Consider the following 22,812-nt stretch of genomic DNA (forward strand, 5'->3'; position numbering starts at 1 on the left):
GGCTTTGTTTTTTTCGGTACAGATGAAATCAGGCCATCTACAACGCTGGCTAGGCTTCGTTGTCCTGGTCCCGGCTGAAGCAATGGACACGGGACTCGGCGATCAAGCCATTGTGCCCCACAGAAAGTCAGGCCGTCTGCGGCTCGGGCTCGGACTCCGTGTCGCGATCCCGGCTGAAGTAGGCGCGGGTTTCGGCGATCACCACGTGGCGCAGGCCGATGAGGCCGATGAGGTTGGGCACCGCCATCAGGCCGTTGACGATGTCGGCCAACAGCCAAATCATGTCCAGATGGAGAAAGGCACCGCTCGCCACCAGCACCAGATAGATGAGGCGATAGGGCTTGATCGCCTTGACCCCGAACAGATACTCGGTGCAGCGCTCGCCGTAGTAATTCCAGCCGAGGATGGTGGTAAAGGCGAAGAACAGCAGGCCAATGCTCACCAGATACTGGCCGATGTGGGCATCCAATCCTTGTGCAAAAGCGGCACTGGTCATGGCGGCGCCGCTGAGATCGCCGCTCCACACCCCCGTCACTACCAGGGTCAGACCTGTCATGGTGCAGATGATGATGGTGTCGATGAAAGTCCCCGTCATGGAGACCAGCCCCTGCTCCACGCAGGAGTTGGTCTTGGCCGCCGCCGCCGCTATGGGAGCCGAGCCCAGGCCTGATTCATTGGAAAAGACCCCCCGCGCCACACCGGACTGGATCGCCAGCATGATGCTGGCGCCGACGAAACCGCCGGTGGCCGCATGGCCGGTAAAGGCGCTGCTTATCACCAGACCAATCGCCTCGGGCAAGGCCCCGGCGTTGTTCACCAGCACACCGAGGCAGGCGACGATGTAAAAGATCGCCATGAAGGGTACCACCTTGCTCGACACGCTGGAGATGGACTTGATCCCTCCCAGTGTCACCAGCGCCACTGTCAGGGTCAGCACAACGGCGGTCGCTTCACGGGGCACCGAGAAGGAGAGACTCATGGCGTCTGAGATGGCGTTGACCTGGGGGAAAGTACCGATGCCGAAGAAGGCAACGCCAATGCCGAACAGGGCAAACAGCTTGGCGAGGAGTTTGGAGCCGAGCCCCTTTTCCAGGTAGTACATGGGGCCGCCCGCCATCTGGCCGTTGGCATCCTGCTGGCGATATTTCACTGCCAGCAGACACTCGGCGTACTTGGTCGCCATGCCGAACAGGGCCGCCATCCACATCCAGAACAGGGCCCCCGGGCCGCCGAGCTTGATGGCGGTAGCGACGCCGACTATGTTGCCTGTGCCAATAGTGGCGGAGAGTGCGGTACAGAGAGCGCCGAAGCTGGAGACGTCCCCCTGCTTGCCCTGACCCTGATCGCGACCAAACACCAGCCGCAAGGCGAGCGGCAAACGCACCACCTGAAGCAGACCCAGACGCAGGGTGAGATAGACACCGGTCCCGACCAGCAGGATCAGCAGAGGCGGACCCCAGATAAAACTATCGATGGCGGTTAACGCCGATTGAATTGATGACATGCATCCTCCTTAAAAAACAAAAATTAAGGAGGAGAAGGATGATCTTCCCAAATAGTCGCGATCACCAGAGGGTGATCGGATGCGGGCCAAGCCCAGGTACAACCATCCCATCCCCTCTGTCCTTTTGCCTGAGAGTTTCCGGCGCCAGCCTGCGCTTTCGTGCAGTCATGGTGCCTTGCTCCTTCGGCGCCCGATTCAACGGGTCTCTCCAGAGTATCGTCCAGTAGCAGTCCACACCGGTTGCCCGGTACCTGAAAGATTCACTTCTTCGGTGGATGGTCCCCCATCGCTCTCCTGCTACCTTCATCCGAACTAGTTTGGATTAGGAAGCGGGCATGTTAATCCAAAAAATGTGAGCTGTCTCGCACCCGGCCATCCTGGCCCCGGCTTTTTTTCCGTTCAGTCCATCTCCGGGATAAATGTTACTTGTTCGTTAACTATCAATAGCTTAACGCGCACTATGCTGGATCAATCTGATCAACATCATTGACCGGCTCGCGTATCAAGATGATCTTTCGTCTCGACCAGAAAAACTTGCCGACATATCCAATCAAAATGCTTGCACAGAAACGCAATAAGTCGATAATCCCGCGCATAACTAAGCGCTTTGCGATGGAGTTATGCACAGTGTTTGGTTGGTCCCTCCGGACCACTCGCCTGAGCCGGCCGCTGCCGTCTCAACAAACCAAGGCTAGGGCAAATCTGCCCCCTAAGGACTTTCAAAAGAGAATGAACGAGACCCTGATCGCACAAGATTACCGTCAACTGGTTGAACAATTCGGCTCTCCCCTGCTGCTGCTCGACAAGGAAGCCGTTCGCAAACAGTATCGGGCCCTGGTTGCCGCCCTGCCCGATGTGCGATTGCACTATGCACTCAAGCCATTGCCCCATGAAGCTGTGGTCTCTGTATTGAAGGAAGAGGGAGCCTGTTTCGATCTCGCAACCAATGGCGAAGTGGATCTGGTGCGCAGCCAGGGGGTTCGCCCGGGACGCTGTATTCATACCCACCCCATCAAGCGCGACAGCGATATCCGCTATGCGCTGGAGTACGGCTGCACAGTGTTTGTCTATGACAATCCGCTGGAGCTGGAGAAGTTCATTCCCTACAAGGACGAAGTGAAGCTGCTGCTACGGGTCAGCTTCCCGAACCCCGAGACCAAAGTCGACCTTTCCAAAAAGTTCGGCTGCACCCCGGAGCAGGCGCTGCCGCTGCTGCAACTGGCCCACGCCAAGGGGATCAAGGTGATGGGACTGTCGTTCCACGTCGGCTCCCAGGTGCCCCACGCCCGTCGCCACGTACAGGCCATCGACGCCTGCCGCGAGATCATGGAGCAGGCCTGGGAGCTGGGGCTCAAACCATGGGTGCTGGATATCGGCGGTGGTTTCCCGGTGGATTATGATGGCGGCGAGTTCGACATCGACGGCTTCTGCGCCCCGATCCGCGAGGCGCTTGCCAAGCTGCCCGCCACTGTGCAGAAGATTGCCGAGCCGGGCCGCTTCATCAGTGCGCCAGCCATGACTTCAATCTCCAGCGTGATGGGCAAGGCCCACCGCGGCGACAAGATCTGGTACTACCTGGATGACGGCCTCTACGGCAGCTACAACGGTCAACTCTATGATCACGTCACCTATCCGGTCTCGACCCCCTATGCCCGTGGCGAGCAGCACAACTCTGTGCTCTCCGGCCCGACTTGTGACAGCGTGGACGTGATCCGCGAGGGGATCATGCTGCCGGATCTGGCGATCGGCGAACTGGTGGTAGGCCGGGTCATGGGTGCCTACACCTGGGCGTCGGCCTCGACCTTCAACTTCTTCCCCAAGGCGAGCATCCTGATCCTGGACAGCGCCCTGCAAGGTCAGAAGCTGGTGGCAGCTGCCTGAGCCTGCACCTGAGGAAAACAACGGAAGCGGGTGCTTGTTGAGCCTGCACCTGTCAAAAACAAGAGGGGGAAGCCGATGCTTCCCCCTCTCTCATTGCGCTTTATCCAGACTGGCTAGATAAATTGACTGGTCAGCAACCAGCCGGTGTAAGCCACAAAGATGGCGAGCAGTATGCCCCCTTCCAACCTGTTGATCCGCCCCTGTCCCTTGCGACCCAGGCACATCACCAGCAGCAGCAGGGTCAGCCCCATCATCAGGCTCCAGTCGCGGGAGAGCACTTCCGGCGCCACGTCGAGCGGGTGGATGCCCGCCGCAATCCCCACCACCGCCAGGGTATTGAACAGGTTGGAGCCAAGCACGTTGCCAAGGGCCAGGTCGTGCTCCTTCTTCTTGATGGCCATCAAGGAGGAGGCGAGCTCGGGCAAGGAGGTACCTATGGCGACTATGGTCAAACCAATCACCAGATCGCTGATGCCAAAGGCCTGGGCTATGGTGACGGCGCCCCACACCAGCAAACGGGAAGCCCCCACCAGCAGCACCAGTCCGACGATGAGCCAGAAGATGGCTTTCTTCAGCGGCATAGCCTCACTGTCAATATCTTCATTGACTTCGGCGTCAAGGGCGTCACCTTTACCGGTGATCCCGGCCCAGATGGACCAGCCCATCAGCACCACAAACACCAGCCCCAGGATCAAGGCATCGGTGCGCCCCAGATGGCCGTCAATCAGCAGGGCACCGGAGAGCAGGGTAATGCCGAGCAGGATCGGGATCTCCTTGCGCACCACCTGGGAAGAGACGGCGATGGGGCTGATGAGGGCGGTAAGTCCCAGGATCAAGGCGATATTGGTGATGTTGGAGCCATAGGCATTGCCCAGGGCCAGACCCGGATTACCCTGCATGGAGGCCAAGGCCGAGACCACCATTTCAGGGGCCGAAGTACCAAAACCTATGATCACCATACCGATAAGCAACGGCGGCATGCCGGCATAACGGGCGGTCGCGGCAGCGCCGTCCACAAACTTGTCTGCACTCCAGACCAGCAGCGCCAGTCCGGCAATCAGGGCAACAACAGCCAGAGTCATAATTTCTCTATCTCATCAGATGAAAAAACAGGAGCCAGGTTTTGAACCTGACTCCCTTCCAAGTTGGGCACAGTGTAACGGTCCGACTTGCCTTTTCAAGGGGAAATCAAACGTCGATTGATGATTTCAAAGTGCAGCCAGCAGACTGGAGGCATCGGAGACCTCGAACTTGCCGGGCGCCTCAACAAACAGGCGGGTGACCACACCATTCACGGCGATCAGGGCAAAGCGCTGGGCCCGCAAGCCGCCGAAGGCGCCAGTGTCCTTGGCAAGGCCCAAGGCTTGCGTCCAGCTGCCGTCGCCGTCCGCCAGCATGGTGATGGCGTCGGCGTTCTGGGCCACCTGCCACGCCTTCATCACAAAGGCATCGTTCACCGACAGGCAATAGATGGCATCCACCCCTTTGGCCTTGAACTGGTCGGCCACTACCACGTAACCGGGCAGGTGGGCATTGGAACAGGTGGGGGTAAAAGCGCCGGGCACCGCAAACAGTACCACCGTCTTGCCGGCAAACAGGGCCTGGCTATCCTGCACCTGCTTGCCCTCGGCGGCGATAAAGGTAAATTCGCCCGCAGGCAGGGTCTGGCCAATGGCAATCATGATATCTCGTCCGTGATGAAGATAAGGAACCACAGTCTACCCCAGCCAGTGAGCCGGCAACACACCCCCATCTGCATCGCCATTTGAACTAACCTTGAGCAGGTTCAGCCGACCAAGGAGGCCTCATGCAGCACTATTACAACGGACTGGAAATTCGCCCCTCCCCCTTGCGAGAGCAACAACAACTGGAGCAGCTCAATCAGCTGCTCACCCATGTCGGCCAGTATTGCGCAGGCTACTCCAGCACCTATCGCCAGCGCCGTTTGCAGGCGTTGGGCGAGCTGGCCACACTGCCCCTGCTCGACGCCGCCGACCTGTTTGCCGCCCAGCAGGCCCACCCGCCCTTCGCCGGCCTCACGGGTCGGCCGGCCAGTCAGGCGCTGCGGGTCTTCGCCTGTCCCGGTCAGCTGGCCATTCCCGAATATGCGGGCGCGGACTGGTGGGGCGCGGCGCGGGCCCTGTTTGCCGCCGGTTTCAAGGCAGGGGAAGTGCTGCTCAACGGCCACGATTACCACATCAGCCCCACCGCCTTCATTTTCGACAATGGCGCTCGTCAGCTGGGAGCCCCCGTGGTGCCTTGTGGCCCTCACGATACCCGCCGTCAATTGGAGGCCCTGCGACGCTACGAGCCGACAGGATTTGTCGGGCCACTGGCGGTGCTGCTGGATCTGCTGGAAGCGGCGGAGCTGGCCGGGATCCCGAGCGACAGCCTGCGCTCTGCCCTGTTGTGCGAAACCTCCCACCCCGACACGGCGCCACTGCAGGCGGTCCACGGTATCCGTGCACTCAACTGCCTGGTGTTGCAGGATCTGGGAGTGCTCGCCTACGAGAGTCAGCCCGGTCAGGGCTTTATCGTCAACGAAAGCTGCATCGTCGAGATCATCGATCTCGCCACCTCGGAGCCGGTCATCGGCGATGCGGTCGGTCAGCTGGTGGTGACCCGGCTAGACCTGGAATATCCCCTGTTGCGGCTGGTCACCGAATGGCAGGGTCACTGGCTGGCGGGGGCCAGTCCGTGCGGGCGCACCAACCGGCGCCTCAGGCTGGTGTAACCAATGCAAAAAAATGCAAACGGGCAGCCATCAGGCTGCCCGTCTTGTCTCCGGCGAGGAGAATATCTGAAGAAGAGCTTTACCGCCTCGCCTGCCAGGTGGCGATGGCAAGCAGGGAATCCGGGGTAAACTCACCAGCGCGGGCGGCAATCTCGGCCTGACTCATCCAGTGCACCTCGCTCACCTCCTCGGCCTGCAGCTGCAGCGGGCCCTGATAACGGCAACTGAAGAGACCGCCCCAGACCCGGTATCCCTCCCCCTCGGCATAGAAGTGACCCAAAGCTTCAAGGGGAACGTCAACTATCCCAAGCTCTTCGGCCAGCTCGCGGCGGGCAGAGGGCTCCATCTGTTCGCCCGTGGTCACCACACCACCGGCGCAGGCATCCAGCATGCCGGGGCAGAAATCCTTGCTGAGGGTGCGCCGCTGCACCAGGATCCGATCCGTCTGGTCGAGCACCAGAATATAACTGGCGCGATGGCACAGGTTCTCCCGCCGCACCCTGGCCCGTTCGGCCACCCCGATCACCCGGTTATCCGCATCAACCACATCCACCCATTCCACGCGCAGGCCCTTTCGCTCATGTCGTTCAACTGCCCGCAGTATATCGGGGCAAGGAGGGGTCAGGGCAGCACTTTTTCACCTCATGGGTACAGACACTCTCCCCGGATACCCGCCGTCACACGGATTCATACAAACCTTTATTAAATGTCACATTAGTGTCACCCATGGACGGCATAGTGTGCCCTGTCCAAGCAACAGGTGTTTTGTGATGAAGGTGTTCAAGAACTTGTCTCCCCGCCAGATTGCCCGCTACATCAAGAGCTTCCATCGCGGCAGCTTCATGGTGGAGGCGCTGGGGCGATTCGAATTCAGTGGCGGAGAGATCAATCTGCAGAGCCTGACCTGCCGTCAGACCCAGAGTCTGGCCCGGCAGATCAATCTGGAAGTTCGCGGCCTGCGTCACACCAGCCTGCTGTTGGGGTAACTTCCATAGTCCTTTCTGTTTGTAGTCTGCTTCCATACTGGTTTTTGCCCGCCGGCTAGTCGCCGCGCGGGCCATTTTCTATGTCGGTGACCACACCGTTGCGCACCGTGACGAAGCGCATGAAGGCGTTCTTGCCGAAGTTGTAGGTCCAGCGCTCGCCGTATGTGACCTGCACCAGATTGCCAAACTGGTTCTCCTCGTTGCGGGTCAAGGTTTCACGCAGCATGGGCTCACCACACTTGAGCAGCATCTCGGCGGTACTGTCCCCCTCTGTGATGAGGGCATTCTTGCAACGCATCGCATCGGCGCTGGCCGGTATGCTCAGTAACAGCAGGGCCAGGACGGCCCCCAGATCCAGAGGTCGCTTCATTGGCTATTCCATTTAAACAGGGCACTGCCCAGGGTGAGACAACAGAGGGTAAACAGCACAACCCAGCCCAGCGGTGCGGCCACCTCGGCCCAGCCAGCCCCTTCCAGCATGACGGCACGGGCCGCCGTGATGATCTGGCTGAGCGGTAGCCAGGCCGCCAGCTGTTGCAGCCAGACCGGCGCCCCTTCCAGCGAGAACCAGACCCCGGAGAGAAACATCATTGGCATGCTGATGACGTTGAGCAGGCCGCTTGCCAGCTCCTCGTTCTGAATGCGGGCGGCGATGAGCAGACCCAGTGACGCCATGGCGGCCCCGCCCACCAGGGCGATAAGAAGCAGCAACCAGCCTGAGCCGAGCAGGGGCACACCAAGCAGGCCGTAGGCCACCAGAAACACCAGCAGGCTCACCACCAGGGTAATCAGGATCCGCGACAGCAACTGGGCACAGAGAAACTCGGCGGCGGAGAGCGGCGTTGCCCTCAATCGCTTGAGCACACCGTTCTTGCGGTAACGGACTATGACGAAGCCGACCCCGAACAAGCCGGAAAACATCAGGTTCATGCCGATCACCCCGGGCAGCAGCCAGTCACCATAACGGATCGCCTGACCGCTCAGAGTCTCTTTCACCAGTGGCTGAAAAATCGCCTGACGCAGCAGGTATTCGGCCAGCGCCCCCTGGGCGGCATCCGGGTTGACCCAGTAGCGACCCGAACCGGGCGAGAGCAGCAGATCCAGCTGATGGTGGCGTACCTTGAGTCGCCCCTTTTGCTCATCGTCATAGGGGATGAGTTTGAGCAGCGGAATGGCGTTCAGGGGCGCATAGGCAGCAGGCAAGTCCCCCACTACCCCCATCTGCACCAGCGGCTTGGGCGGGCCGGAGAAGATGAGGGAGAAACCTATCACCAGCAACAGCGGGAAGGCCAGATTCCACACCAGGGCCGCCCTGTCCCGCACAAACTCCAGATTGCGGGCATAAAAAAGCGCACCGATCCGTTTTATGGCGCTTTTCATGCTCCGCTCCTTGTGCACCAAGCTGACGAGCGGCGCGACCACCGCAAGTCTCGCGGATGGAGGTGGGTGCCAACACGGTATCTTGTGATGCTGCTCATGCGCCACTCCTCAGGCTATGGCCGGTCAGGTGCAAAAAGAGATCCTCCAGATTGGGAGAGCGTACCTGCATGCCGGTCAGCGGGACGCCAAGGCTGAGCAACTGCGGCAGCAGGAGTGCCACGTCGGGACAGGTCAGCTCAACCTGATCGCCGTGGGGCAGGAGCGGATAGCCCAGGCCGGCGAGGGCCGGGTGATCCGGCAATCGCACCAGCACACCGTCAAAATGCTGGGCCAGCAAGGCCGTGGGGGTATCCAGGCTGAGCAAGTGGCCGTGATCGACGATGGCGATGAGATCGCACAACTGCTGCGCCTCATCCATGTAGTGGGTAGTGAGCACCACCGTCTTGCCCTGGGCCTTGATCGCTTCGATGCGCTGCCAGAAGTGGTGGCGGGCCTGGGGATCCAGCCCGGTAGTGGGTTCATCCAGAAACAGCAACTCGGGGTCACCGAGCAGGGCGAGCGCCAGCAGCAGGCGCTGACGCTGACCGCCGGAGAGCTTGCGGCTGTCACGGTCGATGAATTCGCCCAGGGCACACAGCTCGATGAGCCGCTCCTGGGGCAAAGGATGGGGGTAGAGGCTGGCAAACAGGCGCAGGGTATCGCGCACAGTCAGAAAATCCTGCAGCGCAGTATGCTGGAACTGGATGCCGATGCGGGAACGGTAATCGGGGCCGCGAGGGGCGCCATGGAACAGGATCTGGCCACTATCCGGGGTGAGGACCCCCTCCAGCAACTCTATGGTGGTGGTCTTGCCTGCCCCGTTCGGGCCGAGCAGACCGAAACAGCAACCGGCTGGAATGGCAAAGCTGAGCCCGTCCACCGCCTTGACGCCGGGAAAGTGCTTGATGAGATCGACGACTTCGATGATGGCTGCCATGACTTGTCTCCCAGGAGAAGCCCTGACTATATCCAAATCTTTTGCAAAGGCACATTGTCTATCGACAAGGGCCCGCCAGGCAGAGGTGCATCAAAAAGAAACGGCGACTTGTAAGTCGCCGTTTGCATCAAGCCAGCCGGATCACAGAATGTCCAGCAGCTCCACTTCGAATACCAGGGCAGAGTAGGGCGGGATGGAACCGGCACCACGAGCACCATAGGCCAGATCCTGCGGAATATAGAGCTTCCACTTGGAGCCAACCGGCATCAGTTGCAGGGCTTCAACCCAACCGGCGATGACGCCAGTCACCGGGAATTCAGCCGGCTCGCCACGGGCGACCGAGCTGTCAAACACGCCACCGTGGGTGAAGGTACCGTGGTAGTGCACGCGCACGGACTGACCGGCCACCGGCACGGCGCCATCGCCTTCTACCATGACTTCATATTGCAGACCCGAGTCGGTCACCTTGACGTCGGCACGCTTGGCGTTGTCAGCCAGGAAGGCTTCGCCATCGGCGGCGGCCGCCTTGGCAACGGCTTCCTGCTCTTCCTGCATGCGTGCAGTGATAACCTGGAAGGCATCATTGATATCGTCACGGCTGACCGCGAACTCCAGACCATTCAGGGCATCTGCCAGACCTTGTTGCAGGGCCGGGATATCCAGACCGGCGAAGGCTTGCTGCGCCAGTTGCTCGCCCATGTTGCGGCCGATGCCATAGCTGGCCTTCTGTTCGATAGAGTCGTATTGGGACATTGAGATGTTGCTCCAGATCCAAGTAATAAAGAGGCGGGATAATATCAGACTTTTTGGCCAGGTGCTGCCGCCGGTCGCCCTGATTTCCCCGCCCGTGGGAGCGAGTTCACACCAGTCAGGTGCGAACGCCGCCCATCGGCGGCGATCTTGTCAGCCACAATGGCGCTGTGGGCCTTTGGACTCAAACCTCACTTTCTGCGACATCAGCGCGATCCAGCAAAACCCGCACAGCAGCCACCTTGGCGCCATCGGTGATATTGACCCGGCCGTCATCAGAGGTGCCCATGTTGACCCCATATGGAGAGACACCATGCAGCCGCGCGGCCCGGATCAGGCCTTGTCCAGCAGAGCCAGCACAGCAGCCACCTTGGCGCCGTCGGTGATATTGACCCGGCCGTCGTCCGAGGTGCCCATGTTGACGCCACGTATGGAGAGACACCATGCAGCCGCGCGGCCCGTATCAGGCCTTGTCCAGCAGAGCCCGCACAGCCGCCACCTTGGCGCCGTCGGTGATATTGACCCGGCCGTCATCAGAAGTACCCATGTTGACGCCATGGGGCACCATGCCGCCGCGCCAGCCCATACCGGACATGTGCACCTCGTTCACCCCGGTAAATTCGATGATGGTGCGCACGTTGTCGGCATTGATGCCGGCACCTGGCATCAGGGTGGCCCGGCCTGCCAGCGCCTGTTGCATGGCCTGCAAGGTCTCTAGCCCCGCCAGCGCGGTCGGTGCATGGCCTGACGTGAGGATCCGCTCACAACCGGCCGCTATGATGACCTCCAGATCAGCACGCCAGTCGGAGCAGAGATCGATGGCACGATGGAAGGTGACGCCAAGGGGACCGGCTGCCGCGACCAGTTGCCTGAGCTGGGCAGCAGGCACCCGCCCCTCTTCATCCAGCAGCCCCACCACCACACCTTGCAACCCGGCGGCGCGAGCGGCGGCGATATCCTGCAGCATCATCTCGAACTCCCCTTCGCTGAAGCAGAAATCCCCGGCACGGGGGCGGATCATGGCATAGACAGGAACGCTGGCGTGCCGTGCGGCCAGCTGCATGAAACCATAGGAGGGGGTCAAACCACCCAGCCCCAGCGCAGAGCAAAGCTCGATGCGATCCGCGCCGGCTTGCTGGGCGGTGAACAGGGATTCCAGGTTGTCGATACAAATTTCAAGACGGGTCATGATGACTCCTTTATTGGAGAGATCAGACAGCACATCTGACCTCATAAATTGAGCAGGGCCGCACCCCGCACCCCACCGGCACCGCCGAAGCGGGCCTGGCGGATCTCGGGCAGAGCGACACCGGGCAGCAGGTGGCCGGGCAGACGCAGCGGCAACTGTTGGTACAGGGCGGGCAGACCGCTCAAGCCGCCCCCCAGCACGACCACCTCGGGATCAACCACAGAGATGGCGGTAGCGAGTCCGGCAGCCATGATCTCGAGCCAGCAGTCGACCGTGGCCACCGCATCAGGCTCATGAGCCTCGAAGCGTTCCACTATCTGGTGGCCGCTGGCACGCTGACCGTGAAAATGATGGTAGAGCCGCTCCAGCCCGCTGCCGGACGCATAGGTTTCAAAACAGACCAGGCGGCCACAGCCGCAACGGGGACGAGGCAGGTCGGGATACTTCATCAGCATGGTCGCAGGCAAGGGATAGTGACCTATCTCCCCCGCCAGCCAGTTACGGCCCTGAATGAGTTTGCCAGCAAGGTAGACGGCACCACCTATGCCGGTGCCTATGGTGACCCCCAACGCGCTGTCGGCCCCTGCCGCCGCGCCCTGGTGCACCTCCGACCAGAGAAAGCAGTTGGCATCGTTGTCCACCTTGACCATACGACCCAAACGCTCGGCCAGATCGGCGCCCAGATGGCGACCATTGATGGAGGGCAGGTTCGCCGCCACTATGCTGTGATCGTGCCGATTGAGGATACCGGGAAAGCCGATGCCCACGGCGCCTCTTGCACTGAAGCGGGCGTCAGCCTCGAGTACCCGCTGGCAGATCAGCTGCTGCAGCCCCTCGTAATCATTGCCGGGAGTGCTCATGCGCTCCTCATGACAGAGATTCAAACCGCCGTCATACACAGCGAACGCTATCTTGGTGCCACCGATATCAAAGCCGTAATACATGCTCACACTCCCTTGTCGGCGAGTTGCCTCACCTCAGCCTGTCCAGAGGGGCACATTGTATTAATTCGCAAAAAAAATAAAGTGACCGAGGGCGAAAAACGGGAGCCGGATCAAAGCAAACGGAACATTTGCCGTTGCAGGCAAGCCTGGCCAAGGCTCATCAGGGTGCGCTCCTGGCCATCGAAGGCGAAGCCACGACGCAGGTAAAAACCCTCGCCGACCCGATTGCCATCGAGCAGCCACAATCTGACGCCTTCACAACCGGCGCGCCGCATCTGCATGGCTACCGCCTGCCACAGCCGTTTGCCATAACCCAGGCGCCAATGATCGGGGTGGAGGTAAAACGCCCGGATCCAGGCGGTGGGATATTCACCCTCTTGCGCCAGCTGCCAGTAGAGCAGGCCGATGACCACCTCATCCAGGCAGATCAGCATGGGTCTTGGGCCCGGCTCGGCGAGCCGGCTGCGCCAGATTTGCAGATGTTCGGTCACCGCCAGCTGGGCCAGCATGTCGTTGCCAAGCACCTCACCGTAGGCAGCGAGCCAGCTGGCCCGCTGCATCACCGTCATGGCGGGGGCATCATCAAGCCGCGCCATGCGCAGGCTTATGCCTTGCATTGGGGTACCAGACCGGAGGCGCGCGCCTGCTCATAGAGTGGCCGGGCCTCGGCCTGCTGGGCCTGCAACTCGGCGATCCGGTTTTCGTTGCTGGGGTGGGTGGAGAGCAGCTGCGGCGGCGCCTTGCCACCGGCGGCGGCGCTCATGTTCTGCCACAGGGGAACGGCTTCAGCAGGATTGAAACCGGCACGAGCCATCAAGTCCAGGCCCAGCCTGTCCGCTTCGCTCTCCTGCTCGCGGCCATAGGGCAGCATGACGCCCACCTCGACCCCGAGCCCCAGCGCCGTCATGGTGGCACCGCGATATTCGCTGCTGCCCATGGCGATATCCGCCGCCGCCAGACCAAGACCGGTCAGCTGGCTGCGGGAGAGTCGCTCGTTGGAGTGCTGGGCAAGCACGTGGGTCAGCTCGTGACCGATGACGGTGGCGAGCTGATCCTGATTCTTGGCGACCTTGAGCAGGCCGCTATAGACCCCTATCTTGCCACCGGGCAGGGCGAAGGCGTTGACCTGCTTGGAGTCAAACACCACCACTTCCCAACTGGTGATGCCATAACTGGCGGGCACCTGGGCGGTGACCGCCTTGGCAACACAGGAGACATAGGCATTGAGCTTGGCATCCTTGCTCACCTTCTCCTGCTTTTTCATCTGTTCGAAGGAGTCGGCACCCAGCTTGCTCATCTGTTGGGGAGAAAACAGCAGCATCTGGCTACGACCGGTAGGAGACTGGGCACAGCTGGCCAGCAGGGTAGAGCAGAGCGCCGCCAGGCCGAGCTTGAACAGGGGAGATGTCATGGAGGTGTCCTTCACCATAAAGATGCCCTATTTTCGGAAATGCAGGCGTCCGGCGCAAGTCGACAAATCGCCCGGTTCGGCGAAAGCGGTCACATCCCCTCATTACCGGCTTGCGCAAAAAGAAAACGGGCCCCGCTGGGGCCCGCCTGTGAGAGGAAGAAAACCGGCTTACATAATGCCCAGTTTCTTCAGGTCAGCTTCGACCACTTTGGCCGGAACAGGCACGTAGCCATCTTTGGCGACTATGCTTTGACCCGCCTTGGAGAGCATCATCTTCACGAACTCCTGCTCCATCGGGGCCAGCGGCTTGTTCGGGTGCTTGTTCACGTAAACGTACAGGAAGCGGGACAGCGGATACTTGCCGGTGATGGCGTTATCAGCGGTCGCTTCGATGAAGGTCTTGCCATCTTTGGACAGCGGCACGGCGCGTACACCCGAGGTGACATAACCGATACCTGAGTAGCCGATGCTGTTGAGGGACGCAGAAACGGACTGCACCACGGAAGCGGAACCAGGCTGCTCGTTCACACTGCTCTTGAAGTCGCCATCACACAGGGCGTGCTCCTTGAAGTAACCGTAAGTACCGGATACGGAGTTGCGACCGAACAGTTGCAGATCCTTGGACGACCAGTTGCCATCCAGACCCAGATCAGACCACTTGGTGGCAGCCTTGGCTTCGCCGCACTTGAGGGTGCTGGAGAAGACAGAGTCAACTTGCTGCATGGTCAGCCCCTTGATGGGGTTGTCCTTGTTGACGAACACGGCCAGGGCATCGACCGCGACGCGGATGGCGGTTGGCTTGTAGCCATAACGCTTTTCGAAGGCCTCTTCTTCACCTGACTTCATGGCGCGGCTCATGGGGCCGAACTGGGCAATACCCTCGGTCAGCGCGGTCGGCGCGGTTGAGGAACCGGCAGCCTGGATCTGCACGTTGACATTGGGATAAACCCGCTTAAATTCTTCGGCCCACAAGGTCATCATGTTGGCCAGGGTGTCAGAGCCGACAGAGGACAGGTTGCCCGAGATGCCGCTGGTCGGAGTGTAATCCGGCAGGTCTTTATCCACACCGGCAGCCAGGGCGCTGACAGAAAACAGGGTTGCTGCGGTAAATCCGATTACACCAGCCAGTTTGTTGAGTTTCATCCAATCTCTCCAAAGTTACAGAAGGTCCGTTCTTAAGACGGCGCCAGTATCTGACCTGGCAGTGACAAATTTATGGATTTAATGTGACACTTTAATGACATGACAAGACTTTTGACCAAATGAAGAGAGGGCAGCGTCTGCTGCCCTCTCGTTCGCTAACTTATTGCCAGTAAAGACTATTTAACCACTACCATACGGGCAGGGATGAGAAAGCTGAAACGGCTGCCAGCACCGATCCGACTCTCGATATCGAGCTGACAGTCGTGATGGCTCAAGGCGTGCTTGACGATGGCGAGCCCCAGTCCGGAGCCACCGGTATGCCGTGAGCGAGCCTTGTCGACCCGATAGAAACGTTCGGTCAGCCGCGCCAGATGCTCGGCCGGGATCCCCTCCCCCTCATCCTCCACCGCAAACAGCGCCATGGCGCCCTGCTTGCGCCACGCCACGCTGATCTTGCGACCCGCCGGTGTGTAGTGAATGGCGTTGTAGACCAGGTTGGAGACGGCGCTGCGCAGTTGATCATTATCTCCTCGCACGAAAAGGTTCGGTTGCACCAAAAATTCAATCTGGTGTGCCCGCTCCCCCGACAGCGCCCGTGCCTCCTGCTCCAGCAGTCCCAGCATGGCGGGCATGTCCACCAGATGGGAGAGATCCACGGTCGGAGCCGCCTCGATACGGGACAAGGTAAGCAGCTGATTCACCAGATTATCCATGCGGATGGTCTGTTCCATCATCACCTTGTGTGCCTTGGCCCACATGGCGGGCGGCGGCGGCTCCTCCGTCATCTCCAGATAGCCCTTGAGCACGGTGAGCGGGGTACGCAGTTCATGGGAGACGTTGGAAACGAAGTGCTTGCGGGTCTTCTCCAGGCTGCGCAGCCGGGTGACATCCCGCACCACCAGCATGGCCTGATCCTCGGCGTAGGGCATGATGCGAAACTCGAGAAACTTCTCCTCATTGATGGGAGAGTTCATCTCGAACGGTTCGTCATACTGCCCCTTGCCCAGATAGGCGCCAAAGGCCGGACTGCGAATGAGGTTGCCTATGTGCTGACCGGCATCTTCCGGCCAGCGAAAACCAAGCAGTTGCTCCGCCAGCCGATTGCACCAGAGGATGCTGCCGTCGGTGCGAAACACCACTGCGGCATCGGGCAGTGCCTCGGCACCTTCCCGAAAGCGGCGGATAAGACCCGCCAGCTCGCGGCGACGGGCCCGGTGACGCTGCTGCAACTTGTAGATGCCGTTGAAAATATACTCCCAGCTGCCGCTGCCATTGGGGGGAACCAGGCTGCGATCGTGCCACAGCCAGTCCGACAGCCGCTTCAGGAAGCGATAGTGCCAGCCCAGATGCAGCACAGTGGCTGCCAGCAGGCAAAGAGCGAGGGTATTCGTCAACCAGCCGACCAGAACGAAGGGCGCATAGAAGAACGCCATCCGCCACAACTGTCGCCGCCAGGCATAAGGTTGCAACATAACTTCCTCTACAGACGGGTTGAGAAGCGATAGCCTGCGCCGCGCACCGTCTGAATCAATCGATCGTGACCCGTCTCTTCAATGGCCTTGCGCAAGCGACGAATATGCACATCCACGGTTCTGTCCTCGACATACACATTGGTACCCCAGACATTGTTGAGCAACTGCTCGCGGCTGTACACCCGCTCGGGGTGAGTCATGAAGAAGTGCAGCAACTTGAACTCGGTCGGTCCCATGTCCAGCGCCCTCTCTTCGGCACTGACTCTATGGGAAACCGGATCCAGCTTGAGCCCCTGCACCTCGATCACCTCGTCCACCGAGGTGGGGGAAACGCGGCGCATCACAGCGTGCAGGCGGGCGGTCAACTCCTTGGGGGAGAAGGGCTTGGTGATGTAGTCATCGGCGCCGGCCTCCAGGCCGCGTACCTTGTCCTCTTCCTCACCACGGGCGGTCAGCATCACCACAGGGATCTGGCGGGTCACCTCATCCTGCTTGAGTTGCTTGATGAACTGAATGCCACTGCCACCGGGCATCATCCAGTCCAGCACTATGAGTTCGGGGTAGGGTTCACACACCTTCGCCAGTCCATCGGCGTAATCTTCCGCCTCGATTGTTTCGTATCCCTTTTGCTCAAGCACGAAGCAGAGCATTTCGCGGATCGGTGCTTCGTCCTCGACCACCAGAATTCGCTTAGCCATATCCCTTCTCTCTCCTGTGTGAAGATGGGTGCGCCAATTATTAGAATTTTCTGTGACACTTTTATGACTTTATGACAGGCGGGATGATAAACGTTTTCAGATTCAGTTGGCAGCAGTGAGTTGCAGCAGGTCCCAGCGGTTGCCACTGATATCCTCGAACACCACCACCATGCCGTATGGCTCGCTACGTGGCTGTTCACAAAAATGAACACCGTAGTCCAGCATGCGCTGGTAATCAGCCCAGAAATCATCGGTTTCGAGGAACAGAAATACCCGGCCACCGCCCTGTTGACCGATGGCGGCCTGCTGCTCTGGCGTGGCGGCGCGAGCCAACAAGAGCGCCGAGCCGGGCGCGCCGGCAGGCGCAACCCGCACCCAGCGCTTGCCCGGTTTACCCGGTTCATCGAGGGGAGTGTCTTCCAGCAATGTAAAACCCAACCCCAAGTTAAAGAAGGCGATGGCCTCGTCATAGTCGGCCACCAGCAGGGCCAAAGCGCCAATGTGTTGTGCCATGGGGAATACCTCATCAGATGAATGAAGGGGGCTAACGCCCCGGCTGGCGCGCATCATAGCGGCTTGGCGTCTTGGGCTCCAGCAGCAATGCCCCGCTCGAAGGAGCAGCCCTTCCCCGGCCGCCAGACCTGCGTTCTATTCCACCTCCTATTCCACCTCGACCCGGTTTCGACCCCGCTTTTTGGCCTGATAGAGCGCCTCATCAGCCCGCTTGAGAACCTGCTCAAGGGGATCCCCACGCCGCTCCGCCACCCCGAACGAGGCCGTGATGGACAGCGCCAATGGCCAGTGCGGATAAGCCACCAGGGCGGCTCGCAGCCGCTCCGCCAGCGCCTTGGCACGGGCCTGTTCGTAGTGCAGGCAGACCAGCACGAACTCCTCCCTGCCCCAGCGCACCAGCCGGCACAAGCTATCGCAGTGGCGCAGGACTTTGCTCACCATGTGCTTGAGCACCGCGTCCCCAACCGGGTGACCATGGCCATCGTTGACAAGCTTGAAGTGATCTATGTCGATATAGATGAAAGAGAGGGGCATATCGCCGAGCTCGGCCAGCAGCTTGTTGCCACCGAACCGGTTGAGGGCGCCGGTCAGGGGATCGTACCTGGCCTCCTCCTCGGTGCGCCGGGTCTGCTCGCAGAGGCTCTGGCTGCGCGCCTCCGCCACCTGTCTGGCCTCACGGGCCTTGCGCAATCGATCCCGCATCAGCAGGTGCTGCACCATAAACAGCAGCAGGCCGTAAACCAGCCAACTCAGCAGTAGGGGACGATAGAAGGCTCCCGGTTGCACCCAGCGACCATAGAACTCCATCCGCTCCAGCACCAGCCGGTAGTGACCAGGCTGCATGCCGACGCCGGAGGCGATTTCCACTGCGTAGACATGGCGCAGGTCCTCCCCTTGCTGGGCCAGCGGAATGCGGTACTGCTGGATCCACCAAGTGGCCGGCGTGAAGACCCGCAGCGGCACGTCCTGCAGCCGCCCGTAATCGTCGGGACGAAAGATCACCTCGTTGAACTTGTGGGAGGTGGCATCACTCGCCCGAGAGTAAATCGGGTGGTAGTTGCGCAGATAGAGGCGCCAGAACTGGGGCTCTGGCCCCTCGACCTGCAGCTGGATGCGCGCCCCCTCGAAGCGGGAGAGATCAATGCCCTGCTCCGGCAGACTCAGTGTCAGGATCAGTTCACAGAAGGGGTACTCATAGCCTTCGCGCAACTGGCAGTCGATGGCTGGCTTGTCCGTCGGCAAAGGATAACCGCTTTGCTGGCCGGCGGCCGACAGCAAGGTAGTGACAGAGGCGCCACCATGGATCCTGTCATCCTGTACCGCCACCGACAGGCGGGCATTGGCCAGCATGTCGAGCCGCCGATCCGGCCCGAATTCAAACAGCAGGATCGCCAGCAGGCTCAACCCCAACAACACCCAGAACAACACATTGGCCAGACGAGAATAGGAAAAGGTCATATAGGCTCCACCCGACTAGGTGCTCTGACTCCATACCCCGAGATCCGCACGCCCGGATCCCGTGGTTATTACACGCGCCGACACCGGCGCCATACCGTATTTGTTCAGCCGGGTACCGGCAGACAGACCCGGACCAACCCCGGGATCAGGCGCAGCCGTACTGCACCGAACGGGAGGCGCCAGGTTGGCGTCCCGGAAAGCCACGCACTTGCCAATCAGATTGTGAATCTCAGGATAGAACACGCCATGCCATGAAAAATAAAGAGAAATCAATAAAAAGGACCCTGATGGCTCATCTTGCACAAGGGGAATGGCGGGCAACAAAGCCCTCAGGGTCTCTCACGCAGCACCCGGTAGAGGGTGGTGCGACTGATGCCGAGCTGGCGCGCCGCCTCGCTCACATTGCCCCCGCACGCCGCCAGGGTCTGCTGCACCCGCAGCCGGTTCTGTTCACGCAAGGTGGAAGTACTCGCCTGCGACGAGGCCGCTGCCGATGCAGCGGGCAGATGCAGGTGAGCGGGCTCAATCCAGCCCAACCCTTCCGCCAGCACGCAGGCCACCTCCAACGCCTGCTTGAGCTGGCGCACGTTGCCGGGCAAGGGATGGGCCAGCAGTTGCTGCTCCGCCTCCGGCGTCAACTGCAGGGCCGGGTCCATCTCCGAGAGCAGGCGCTGGATCAATCCCTGGCGCTCGCCCTGTGGCCATGCCCGCAGCGGTGTCAGCTGCTGGCGCCAGCCGCAGATCCGGTAATAGAGGTCCTCGCGAAACGTCCCTGCCTGCACCATGGCCGCCAGATCCCGGTGGCTGGCGCTGACCAGCCAGAAATCCACCGCTTCGGGCTTGTGGCTGCCGACCGGGGTAACGGTGCGCTCCTGCAGCACCCGCAGCAACCGGGTCTGGGCCAGCAGCGGCAGCTCGCCGATTTCATCCAGCATCAGGATGCCGCCGTGGGCGGCGCGCAGATAACCCTGACTGCCCTGGCTGCGGGCGCCACTGAAGGCCCCGCCCACATAGCCAAACAGCTCGGCCTCCACCAGATCTGCCGGCAGGGCGCCGCAGTTGACACACACCAGGGGCTTGTCCTGCCGGCTCGACGCCCGATGCAGGGCACGCACCAGGTGCTCCTTGCCGCTGCCGGTCTCCCCCTCGATGAGCAGCGAGATACCGCGCTCCAGCATCTTGAGCGGCACCTGTGCCGCCCCTTGTTGCGCTGTTTGCCGGGGCGCCACAACCGGCTCTGACACCAGCCGCAGGCCACGGTGTTCGCGCAGCAACTGCTGGCCATCGAACCTGTGCTGGCCGAGCCAGAGTCGTCCTGCCCGGTTGGCGCCGAGCAGCTCGCCCCCCTCCCCCAGCAGCAAACGGGCGGACCAGAGACTCTGGGGATCGAGATCCACCAGCCAGCCTGGCTGGCGCGCCAGCAGCGCGTTTTCGAGGGTCATGGCCAGGAGCCGAACCGTGCCCAGCATGTCGCCATCGTGGTGGGCCGCATCGGTGGAAATGTCGAGCACCCCGAGCAATTGCCCGTCCGGCCCGAGCAGGGGGCAGGCGCTGCAACTGAGGAAGCTGTGCTGGGCGAAGAAATGCTGCGCCCCCAGCACCTGCACCTCGCTCTGCTCGGCCAGCGCGGTACCTATGGCGTTGGTGCCCTTGCTCGCCTCCCCCCAGCGGGCGCCGCTGCGCAAGAAGATCCGCTCGGCGTGGCGGGCGAAGCCATCGTCACCGCTGGCGGCCAGTATGGCCCCTTCACCGTCACACAGCAGCAGGCGACAGGGCCTGCCCGCCAGCAACTGGGAAAACAGCGGCAGCACGAAGCGCTGGAAGCAGGCAATCAGCGTCTTGTGCTGCTCCTGGCGGGCCGACAGCTCCCCCTGGGGAAGCAAGTCCAGATCGGCGCTCTGCTGGCGATGCAGGCCCTGATGCAGGCAGCGCTGCCAGGAACGCTGGATCGGACTGGGGCTGGAACTGTGCTGCGGTAACTCGCTCATCACGCCTCCTGTTCAAAAACGGCACGACTGTCGCGGCCACTGTCCAGAAACGGCACAGTTTTATCGCCACAGCCTTGGTCATTGGTTAACCAAGATACGCTGCCGCACCCAGTTTGATAACGTTTTTGTAACCTTTTGTGTGCTGGTCAGACCCTTTGGCATGGCCCTTGCGATAACCCCTGCGTACCACCCCGGTCAGCCAGCGCGTGCAGCCGGGCAGGACCTTCACACACATAAGGATGATGAGATGATTTATACCGCTCCCGGTCAGGCAGGCGCCCTGGTCAGCTTCAAGTCCCGTTACGACAACTTCATCGGGGGCGACTGGGTAGCCCCCCGCGCCGGCCGCTATTTCGAGAACATCTCGCCGGTGGATGGCAAGGTGTTCTGTGAGGTGGCCCGATCCGACGCCGCCGACATTGAGCTGGCGCTGGATGCCGCCCACAAGGCGTTTGCCAGTTGGAGCAAGACCAGCGTCACCGAGCGCAGCAACCTGCTGCTACGCATCGCCGATCGCATTGAGCAGAACATCGAAGTGCTCGCCATCGCCGAGACCTGGGAGAACGGCAAGGCGGTGCGCGAGACCCTGGCCGCCGACCTGCCACTGGTGGTGGATCACTTCCGCTACTTCGCTGGCTGCATCCGTGCCCAGGAGGGCTCGGCCGCCGAGCTGGACCAGCACACCGTCAGCTACCACTTCAAGGAGCCCATCGGTGTGGTCGGCCAGATCATCCCCTGGAACTTCCCGCTGCTGATGGCTGCCTGGAAGCTGGCTCCGGTGCTGGCGGCAGGCTGCTGCAGCGTGCTCAAGCCCGCCGAGCAGACCCCGGTCACCATCATGCTGATGATGGATCTCATCAAGGACATACTGCCTCCCGGCGTGGTCAACGTGGTCAATGGCTTCGGCGCCGAGGCCGGTCAGGCGCTGGCTACCAGCGACAGGATCCAGAAGCTGGCGTTTACCGGTTCGACTGAAGTCGGCGCCCATATACTGCGCTGCGCCGCCGACAAGCTGATCCCCTCCACCGTCGAGCTGGGCGGCAAGTCCCCCAACATCTATTTTGCCGATGTGATGCAGCATGAGAGCCAGTACATCGACAAGGCGGTGGAAGGCATGCTGATGACCTTCTTCAACCAGGGCGAGGTGTGCACCTGCCCCTCCCGCGCACTGGTACACGAGAAGATCTACGACGAGTTTATGGACAGGGTGCTGGCTCGGGCCCGCACAATCGTGCAGGGCAACCCCCTCGACACCGCTACCCAGGTCGGTGCCCAGGCGTCCCGCGAGCAGTTCGACAAGATCCTGAGCTACATGGAGATAGGCCGCGGCGAGGGGGCCAAGATGCTGATCGGCGGCGGCCCGGCCAAGGTGAGCGGCCTGGAGGGGGGCTTCTACATCCAGCCCACCATCTTCTCGGGCCAGAACAAGATGCGGGTGTTCCAGGAGGAGATCTTCGGGCCGGCGCTCGGGGTCACCACCTTCAAGGACGAGGCGGATGCGCTGGCCATTGCCAACGACACCCAATACGGCCTGGGGGCGGGCCTGTGGACCCGCGACAGCAACCTGGCCTGGCGCATGGGGCGCGGCATTCAGGCCGGCCGGGTCTGGGTCAACTGCTACCACGCCTATCCGGCCCACGCGGCATTTGGCGGCTACAAGAAGTCGGGGATAGGCCGTGAGACCCACAAGATGATGCTGGATCACTACCAGAACACCAAGAACCTGCTGGTGAGCCACGACATCAACCCCCTCGGCTTCTTCTAGGCCGATCACACTCATGAGAA

General features: G+C 61.2%; 22 protein-coding genes and 1 riboswitch. Of the genes, 4 read left to right on the top strand and 18 right to left on the bottom strand.

What is annotated here, in order from left to right:
* Nucleotides 1-127: 127 nt before the first annotated feature.
* Nucleotides 128-1,504 carry an alanine/glycine:cation symporter family protein gene (locus AACX78_RS16780; protein WP_159166875.1) on the bottom strand — a complete coding sequence of 459 codons (1,377 nt, stop codon included), beginning with the start codon at nucleotides 1,502-1,504 and terminating at the stop codon, nucleotides 128-130.
* Nucleotides 1,505-1,610: 106 nt separating this feature from the next.
* Nucleotides 1,611-1,726: riboswitch (glycine riboswitch) on the bottom strand.
* A 507-nt stretch (nucleotides 1,727-2,233) separates the two neighbouring features.
* Here AACX78_RS16780 and AACX78_RS16785 point away from each other — a divergent pair.
* Nucleotides 2,234-3,385: a type III PLP-dependent enzyme gene (locus tag AACX78_RS16785; RefSeq protein ID WP_159166876.1), complete on the top strand. Its 1,152-nt coding sequence runs from the start codon at nucleotides 2,234-2,236 to the stop codon at nucleotides 3,383-3,385.
* Nucleotides 3,386-3,498: 113 nt separating this feature from the next.
* On the opposite strand, the gene AACX78_RS16790 is transcribed toward AACX78_RS16785, so the two are convergent.
* Both AACX78_RS16790 and AACX78_RS16795 read right to left on the bottom strand, forming a co-directional pair.
* Nucleotides 3,499-4,467: a calcium/sodium antiporter gene (locus AACX78_RS16790; protein ID WP_159166877.1), complete on the bottom strand. Its 969-nt coding sequence runs from the start codon at nucleotides 4,465-4,467 to the stop codon at nucleotides 3,499-3,501.
* Nucleotides 4,468-4,593: 126 nt separating this feature from the next.
* On the bottom strand, nucleotides 4,594-5,067 hold the full coding sequence (locus AACX78_RS16795; RefSeq protein WP_159166878.1) for a peroxiredoxin: 474 nt from the start codon (nucleotides 5,065-5,067) through the stop codon (nucleotides 4,594-4,596).
* Nucleotides 5,068-5,192: 125 nt separating this feature from the next.
* Here AACX78_RS16795 and AACX78_RS16800 point away from each other — a divergent pair, with 125 nt between their 5' ends.
* Nucleotides 5,193-6,119 carry a phenylacetate--CoA ligase family protein gene (locus AACX78_RS16800; RefSeq protein WP_159166879.1) on the top strand — a complete coding sequence of 309 codons (927 nt, stop codon included), beginning with the start codon at nucleotides 5,193-5,195 and terminating at the stop codon, nucleotides 6,117-6,119.
* 79 nt (nucleotides 6,120-6,198) lie between these two features.
* Here the strand turns inward: AACX78_RS16800 and yfcD are convergent, their stop codons facing one another.
* Nucleotides 6,199-6,681, bottom strand: coding sequence for an NUDIX hydrolase YfcD (gene yfcD / locus AACX78_RS16805; RefSeq protein WP_159166880.1), 483 nt, complete (start codon nucleotides 6,679-6,681; stop codon nucleotides 6,199-6,201).
* 208 nt (nucleotides 6,682-6,889) lie between these two features.
* Here yfcD and AACX78_RS16810 point away from each other — a divergent pair, with 208 nt between their 5' ends.
* A complete protein-coding gene (locus AACX78_RS16810) occupies nucleotides 6,890-7,105 on the top strand; it encodes a DUF1107 domain-containing protein (RefSeq protein WP_159166881.1) in 216 nt (71 codons plus the stop codon).
* 55 nt (nucleotides 7,106-7,160) lie between these two features.
* Here AACX78_RS16810 and AACX78_RS16815 read toward each other — a convergent pair whose 3' ends face one another.
* The 14 genes from AACX78_RS16815 to AACX78_RS16890 all read right to left on the bottom strand — a co-directional run bounded on the left by AACX78_RS16815 (nucleotide 7,161) and on the right by AACX78_RS16890 (nucleotide 21,027).
* Nucleotides 7,161-7,475, bottom strand: coding sequence for a DUF2845 domain-containing protein (locus AACX78_RS16815; RefSeq protein ID WP_159166882.1), 315 nt, complete (start codon nucleotides 7,473-7,475; stop codon nucleotides 7,161-7,163).
* Nucleotides 7,472-8,485 (bottom strand): ABC transporter permease, encoded by a 1,014-nt coding sequence (locus tag AACX78_RS16820; RefSeq protein ID WP_159166883.1) that lies wholly within the window; start codon nucleotides 8,483-8,485, stop codon nucleotides 7,472-7,474. Before AACX78_RS16820 ends, AACX78_RS16815 begins: the two co-directional genes overlap by 4 nt.
* Nucleotides 8,486-8,579: 94 nt before the next feature.
* Entirely contained in the window at nucleotides 8,580-9,461 is an 882-nt protein-coding gene (locus AACX78_RS16825; protein WP_096118102.1) for an ABC transporter ATP-binding protein, read from the bottom strand.
* A gap of 141 nt (nucleotides 9,462-9,602) precedes the next feature.
* Complete coding sequence (locus AACX78_RS16830) at nucleotides 9,603-10,214, bottom strand: FKBP-type peptidyl-prolyl cis-trans isomerase (RefSeq protein WP_021138790.1); 612 nt, start codon at nucleotides 10,212-10,214, stop codon at nucleotides 9,603-9,605.
* 460 nt (nucleotides 10,215-10,674) lie between these two features.
* Nucleotides 10,675-11,400, bottom strand: coding sequence for a copper homeostasis protein CutC (locus AACX78_RS16845; RefSeq protein ID WP_159166884.1), 726 nt, complete (start codon nucleotides 11,398-11,400; stop codon nucleotides 10,675-10,677).
* A 41-nt stretch (nucleotides 11,401-11,441) separates the two neighbouring features.
* Nucleotides 11,442-12,344, bottom strand: a complete 903-nt coding sequence (locus AACX78_RS16850; protein WP_017411339.1) for an ROK family protein — start codon at nucleotides 12,342-12,344, stop codon at nucleotides 11,442-11,444.
* 110 nt (nucleotides 12,345-12,454) lie between these two features.
* Nucleotides 12,455-12,961, bottom strand: a complete 507-nt coding sequence (locus tag AACX78_RS16855) for a GNAT family N-acetyltransferase (protein WP_059111548.1) — start codon at nucleotides 12,959-12,961, stop codon at nucleotides 12,455-12,457.
* Nucleotides 12,949-13,755 carry a M48 family metallopeptidase gene (locus tag AACX78_RS16860; RefSeq protein ID WP_011898477.1) on the bottom strand — a complete coding sequence of 269 codons (807 nt, stop codon included), beginning with the start codon at nucleotides 13,753-13,755 and terminating at the stop codon, nucleotides 12,949-12,951. The genes AACX78_RS16855 and AACX78_RS16860 overlap by 13 nt, the downstream gene beginning before the upstream one ends.
* 168 nt (nucleotides 13,756-13,923) lie before the next feature.
* Entirely contained in the window at nucleotides 13,924-14,898 is a 975-nt protein-coding gene (locus AACX78_RS16865) for a PstS family phosphate ABC transporter substrate-binding protein (protein WP_159166885.1), read from the bottom strand.
* A gap of 176 nt (nucleotides 14,899-15,074) precedes the next feature.
* Nucleotides 15,075-16,370, bottom strand: coding sequence for a phosphate regulon sensor histidine kinase PhoR (gene phoR, locus AACX78_RS16870; protein ID WP_021138784.1), 1,296 nt, complete (start codon nucleotides 16,368-16,370; stop codon nucleotides 15,075-15,077).
* A gap of 8 nt (nucleotides 16,371-16,378) precedes the next feature.
* The gene (gene phoB / locus AACX78_RS16875; protein ID WP_005316860.1) at nucleotides 16,379-17,068 is read right to left on the bottom strand and encodes a phosphate regulon transcriptional regulator PhoB; all 690 of its coding nucleotides are present in this window, start codon (nucleotides 17,066-17,068) and stop codon (nucleotides 16,379-16,381) included.
* A gap of 102 nt (nucleotides 17,069-17,170) precedes the next feature.
* Entirely contained in the window at nucleotides 17,171-17,581 is a 411-nt protein-coding gene (locus AACX78_RS16880; protein ID WP_201302885.1) for a VOC family protein, read from the bottom strand.
* 147 nt (nucleotides 17,582-17,728) lie between these two features.
* Nucleotides 17,729-19,039: a GGDEF domain-containing protein gene (locus AACX78_RS16885; RefSeq protein ID WP_201302886.1), complete on the bottom strand. Its 1,311-nt coding sequence runs from the start codon at nucleotides 19,037-19,039 to the stop codon at nucleotides 17,729-17,731.
* Nucleotides 19,040-19,368: 329 nt separating this feature from the next.
* Entirely contained in the window at nucleotides 19,369-21,027 is a 1,659-nt protein-coding gene (locus tag AACX78_RS16890) for a sigma-54-dependent Fis family transcriptional regulator (RefSeq protein ID WP_159166887.1), read from the bottom strand.
* A 247-nt stretch (nucleotides 21,028-21,274) separates the two neighbouring features.
* On the opposite strand from AACX78_RS16890, the gene exaC reads away from it, so the two are divergent.
* Nucleotides 21,275-22,792: an acetaldehyde dehydrogenase ExaC gene (exaC, locus tag AACX78_RS16895; RefSeq protein WP_159166888.1), complete on the top strand. Its 1,518-nt coding sequence runs from the start codon at nucleotides 21,275-21,277 to the stop codon at nucleotides 22,790-22,792.
* Nucleotides 22,793-22,812 lie beyond the last annotated feature (20 nt).

Source organism: Aeromonas sp. 9A (assembly GCF_963900955.1).
GTDB lineage: Bacteria > Pseudomonadota > Gammaproteobacteria > Enterobacterales > Aeromonadaceae > Aeromonas > Aeromonas salmonicida.

Excerpts from the sequence above, each read along its gene's own strand:
- AACX78_RS16780 (WP_159166875.1), bottom strand. The coding sequence starts at position 1,504 with ATGTCATCAATTCAATCGGCGTTAACCGCCATCGATAGTTTTATCTGG.
- AACX78_RS16785 (WP_159166876.1), top strand. The coding sequence starts at position 2,234 with ATGAACGAGACCCTGATCGCACAAGATTACCGTCAACTGGTTGAACAA.
- AACX78_RS16790 (WP_159166877.1), bottom strand. The coding sequence starts at position 4,467 with ATGACTCTGGCTGTTGTTGCCCTGATTGCCGGACTGGCGCTGCTGGTC.
- AACX78_RS16795 (WP_159166878.1), bottom strand. The coding sequence starts at position 5,067 with ATGATTGCCATTGGCCAGACCCTGCCTGCGGGCGAATTTACCTTTATC.
- AACX78_RS16800 (WP_159166879.1), top strand. The coding sequence starts at position 5,193 with ATGCAGCACTATTACAACGGACTGGAAATTCGCCCCTCCCCCTTGCGA.
- AACX78_RS16810 (WP_159166881.1), top strand. The coding sequence starts at position 6,890 with ATGAAGGTGTTCAAGAACTTGTCTCCCCGCCAGATTGCCCGCTACATC.
- AACX78_RS16815 (WP_159166882.1), bottom strand. The coding sequence starts at position 7,475 with ATGAAGCGACCTCTGGATCTGGGGGCCGTCCTGGCCCTGCTGTTACTG.
- AACX78_RS16820 (WP_159166883.1), bottom strand. The coding sequence starts at position 8,485 with ATGAAAAGCGCCATAAAACGGATCGGTGCGCTTTTTTATGCCCGCAAT.
- AACX78_RS16825 (WP_096118102.1), bottom strand. The coding sequence starts at position 9,461 with ATGGCAGCCATCATCGAAGTCGTCGATCTCATCAAGCACTTTCCCGGC.
- AACX78_RS16830 (WP_021138790.1), bottom strand. The coding sequence starts at position 10,214 with ATGTCCCAATACGACTCTATCGAACAGAAGGCCAGCTATGGCATCGGC.
- AACX78_RS16845 (WP_159166884.1), bottom strand. The coding sequence starts at position 11,400 with ATGACCCGTCTTGAAATTTGTATCGACAACCTGGAATCCCTGTTCACC.
- AACX78_RS16850 (WP_017411339.1), bottom strand. The coding sequence starts at position 12,344 with ATGTATTACGGCTTTGATATCGGTGGCACCAAGATAGCGTTCGCTGTG.
- AACX78_RS16855 (WP_059111548.1), bottom strand. The coding sequence starts at position 12,961 with ATGCAAGGCATAAGCCTGCGCATGGCGCGGCTTGATGATGCCCCCGCC.
- AACX78_RS16860 (WP_011898477.1), bottom strand. The coding sequence starts at position 13,755 with ATGACATCTCCCCTGTTCAAGCTCGGCCTGGCGGCGCTCTGCTCTACC.
- AACX78_RS16865 (WP_159166885.1), bottom strand. The coding sequence starts at position 14,898 with ATGAAACTCAACAAACTGGCTGGTGTAATCGGATTTACCGCAGCAACC.
- phoR (WP_021138784.1), bottom strand. The coding sequence starts at position 16,370 with ATGTTGCAACCTTATGCCTGGCGGCGACAGTTGTGGCGGATGGCGTTC.
- phoB (WP_005316860.1), bottom strand. The coding sequence starts at position 17,068 with ATGGCTAAGCGAATTCTGGTGGTCGAGGACGAAGCACCGATCCGCGAA.
- AACX78_RS16880 (WP_201302885.1), bottom strand. The coding sequence starts at position 17,581 with ATGGCACAACACATTGGCGCTTTGGCCCTGCTGGTGGCCGACTATGAC.
- AACX78_RS16885 (WP_201302886.1), bottom strand. The coding sequence starts at position 19,039 with ATGACCTTTTCCTATTCTCGTCTGGCCAATGTGTTGTTCTGGGTGTTG.
- AACX78_RS16890 (WP_159166887.1), bottom strand. The coding sequence starts at position 21,027 with ATGAGCGAGTTACCGCAGCACAGTTCCAGCCCCAGTCCGATCCAGCGT.
- exaC (WP_159166888.1), top strand. The coding sequence starts at position 21,275 with ATGATTTATACCGCTCCCGGTCAGGCAGGCGCCCTGGTCAGCTTCAAG.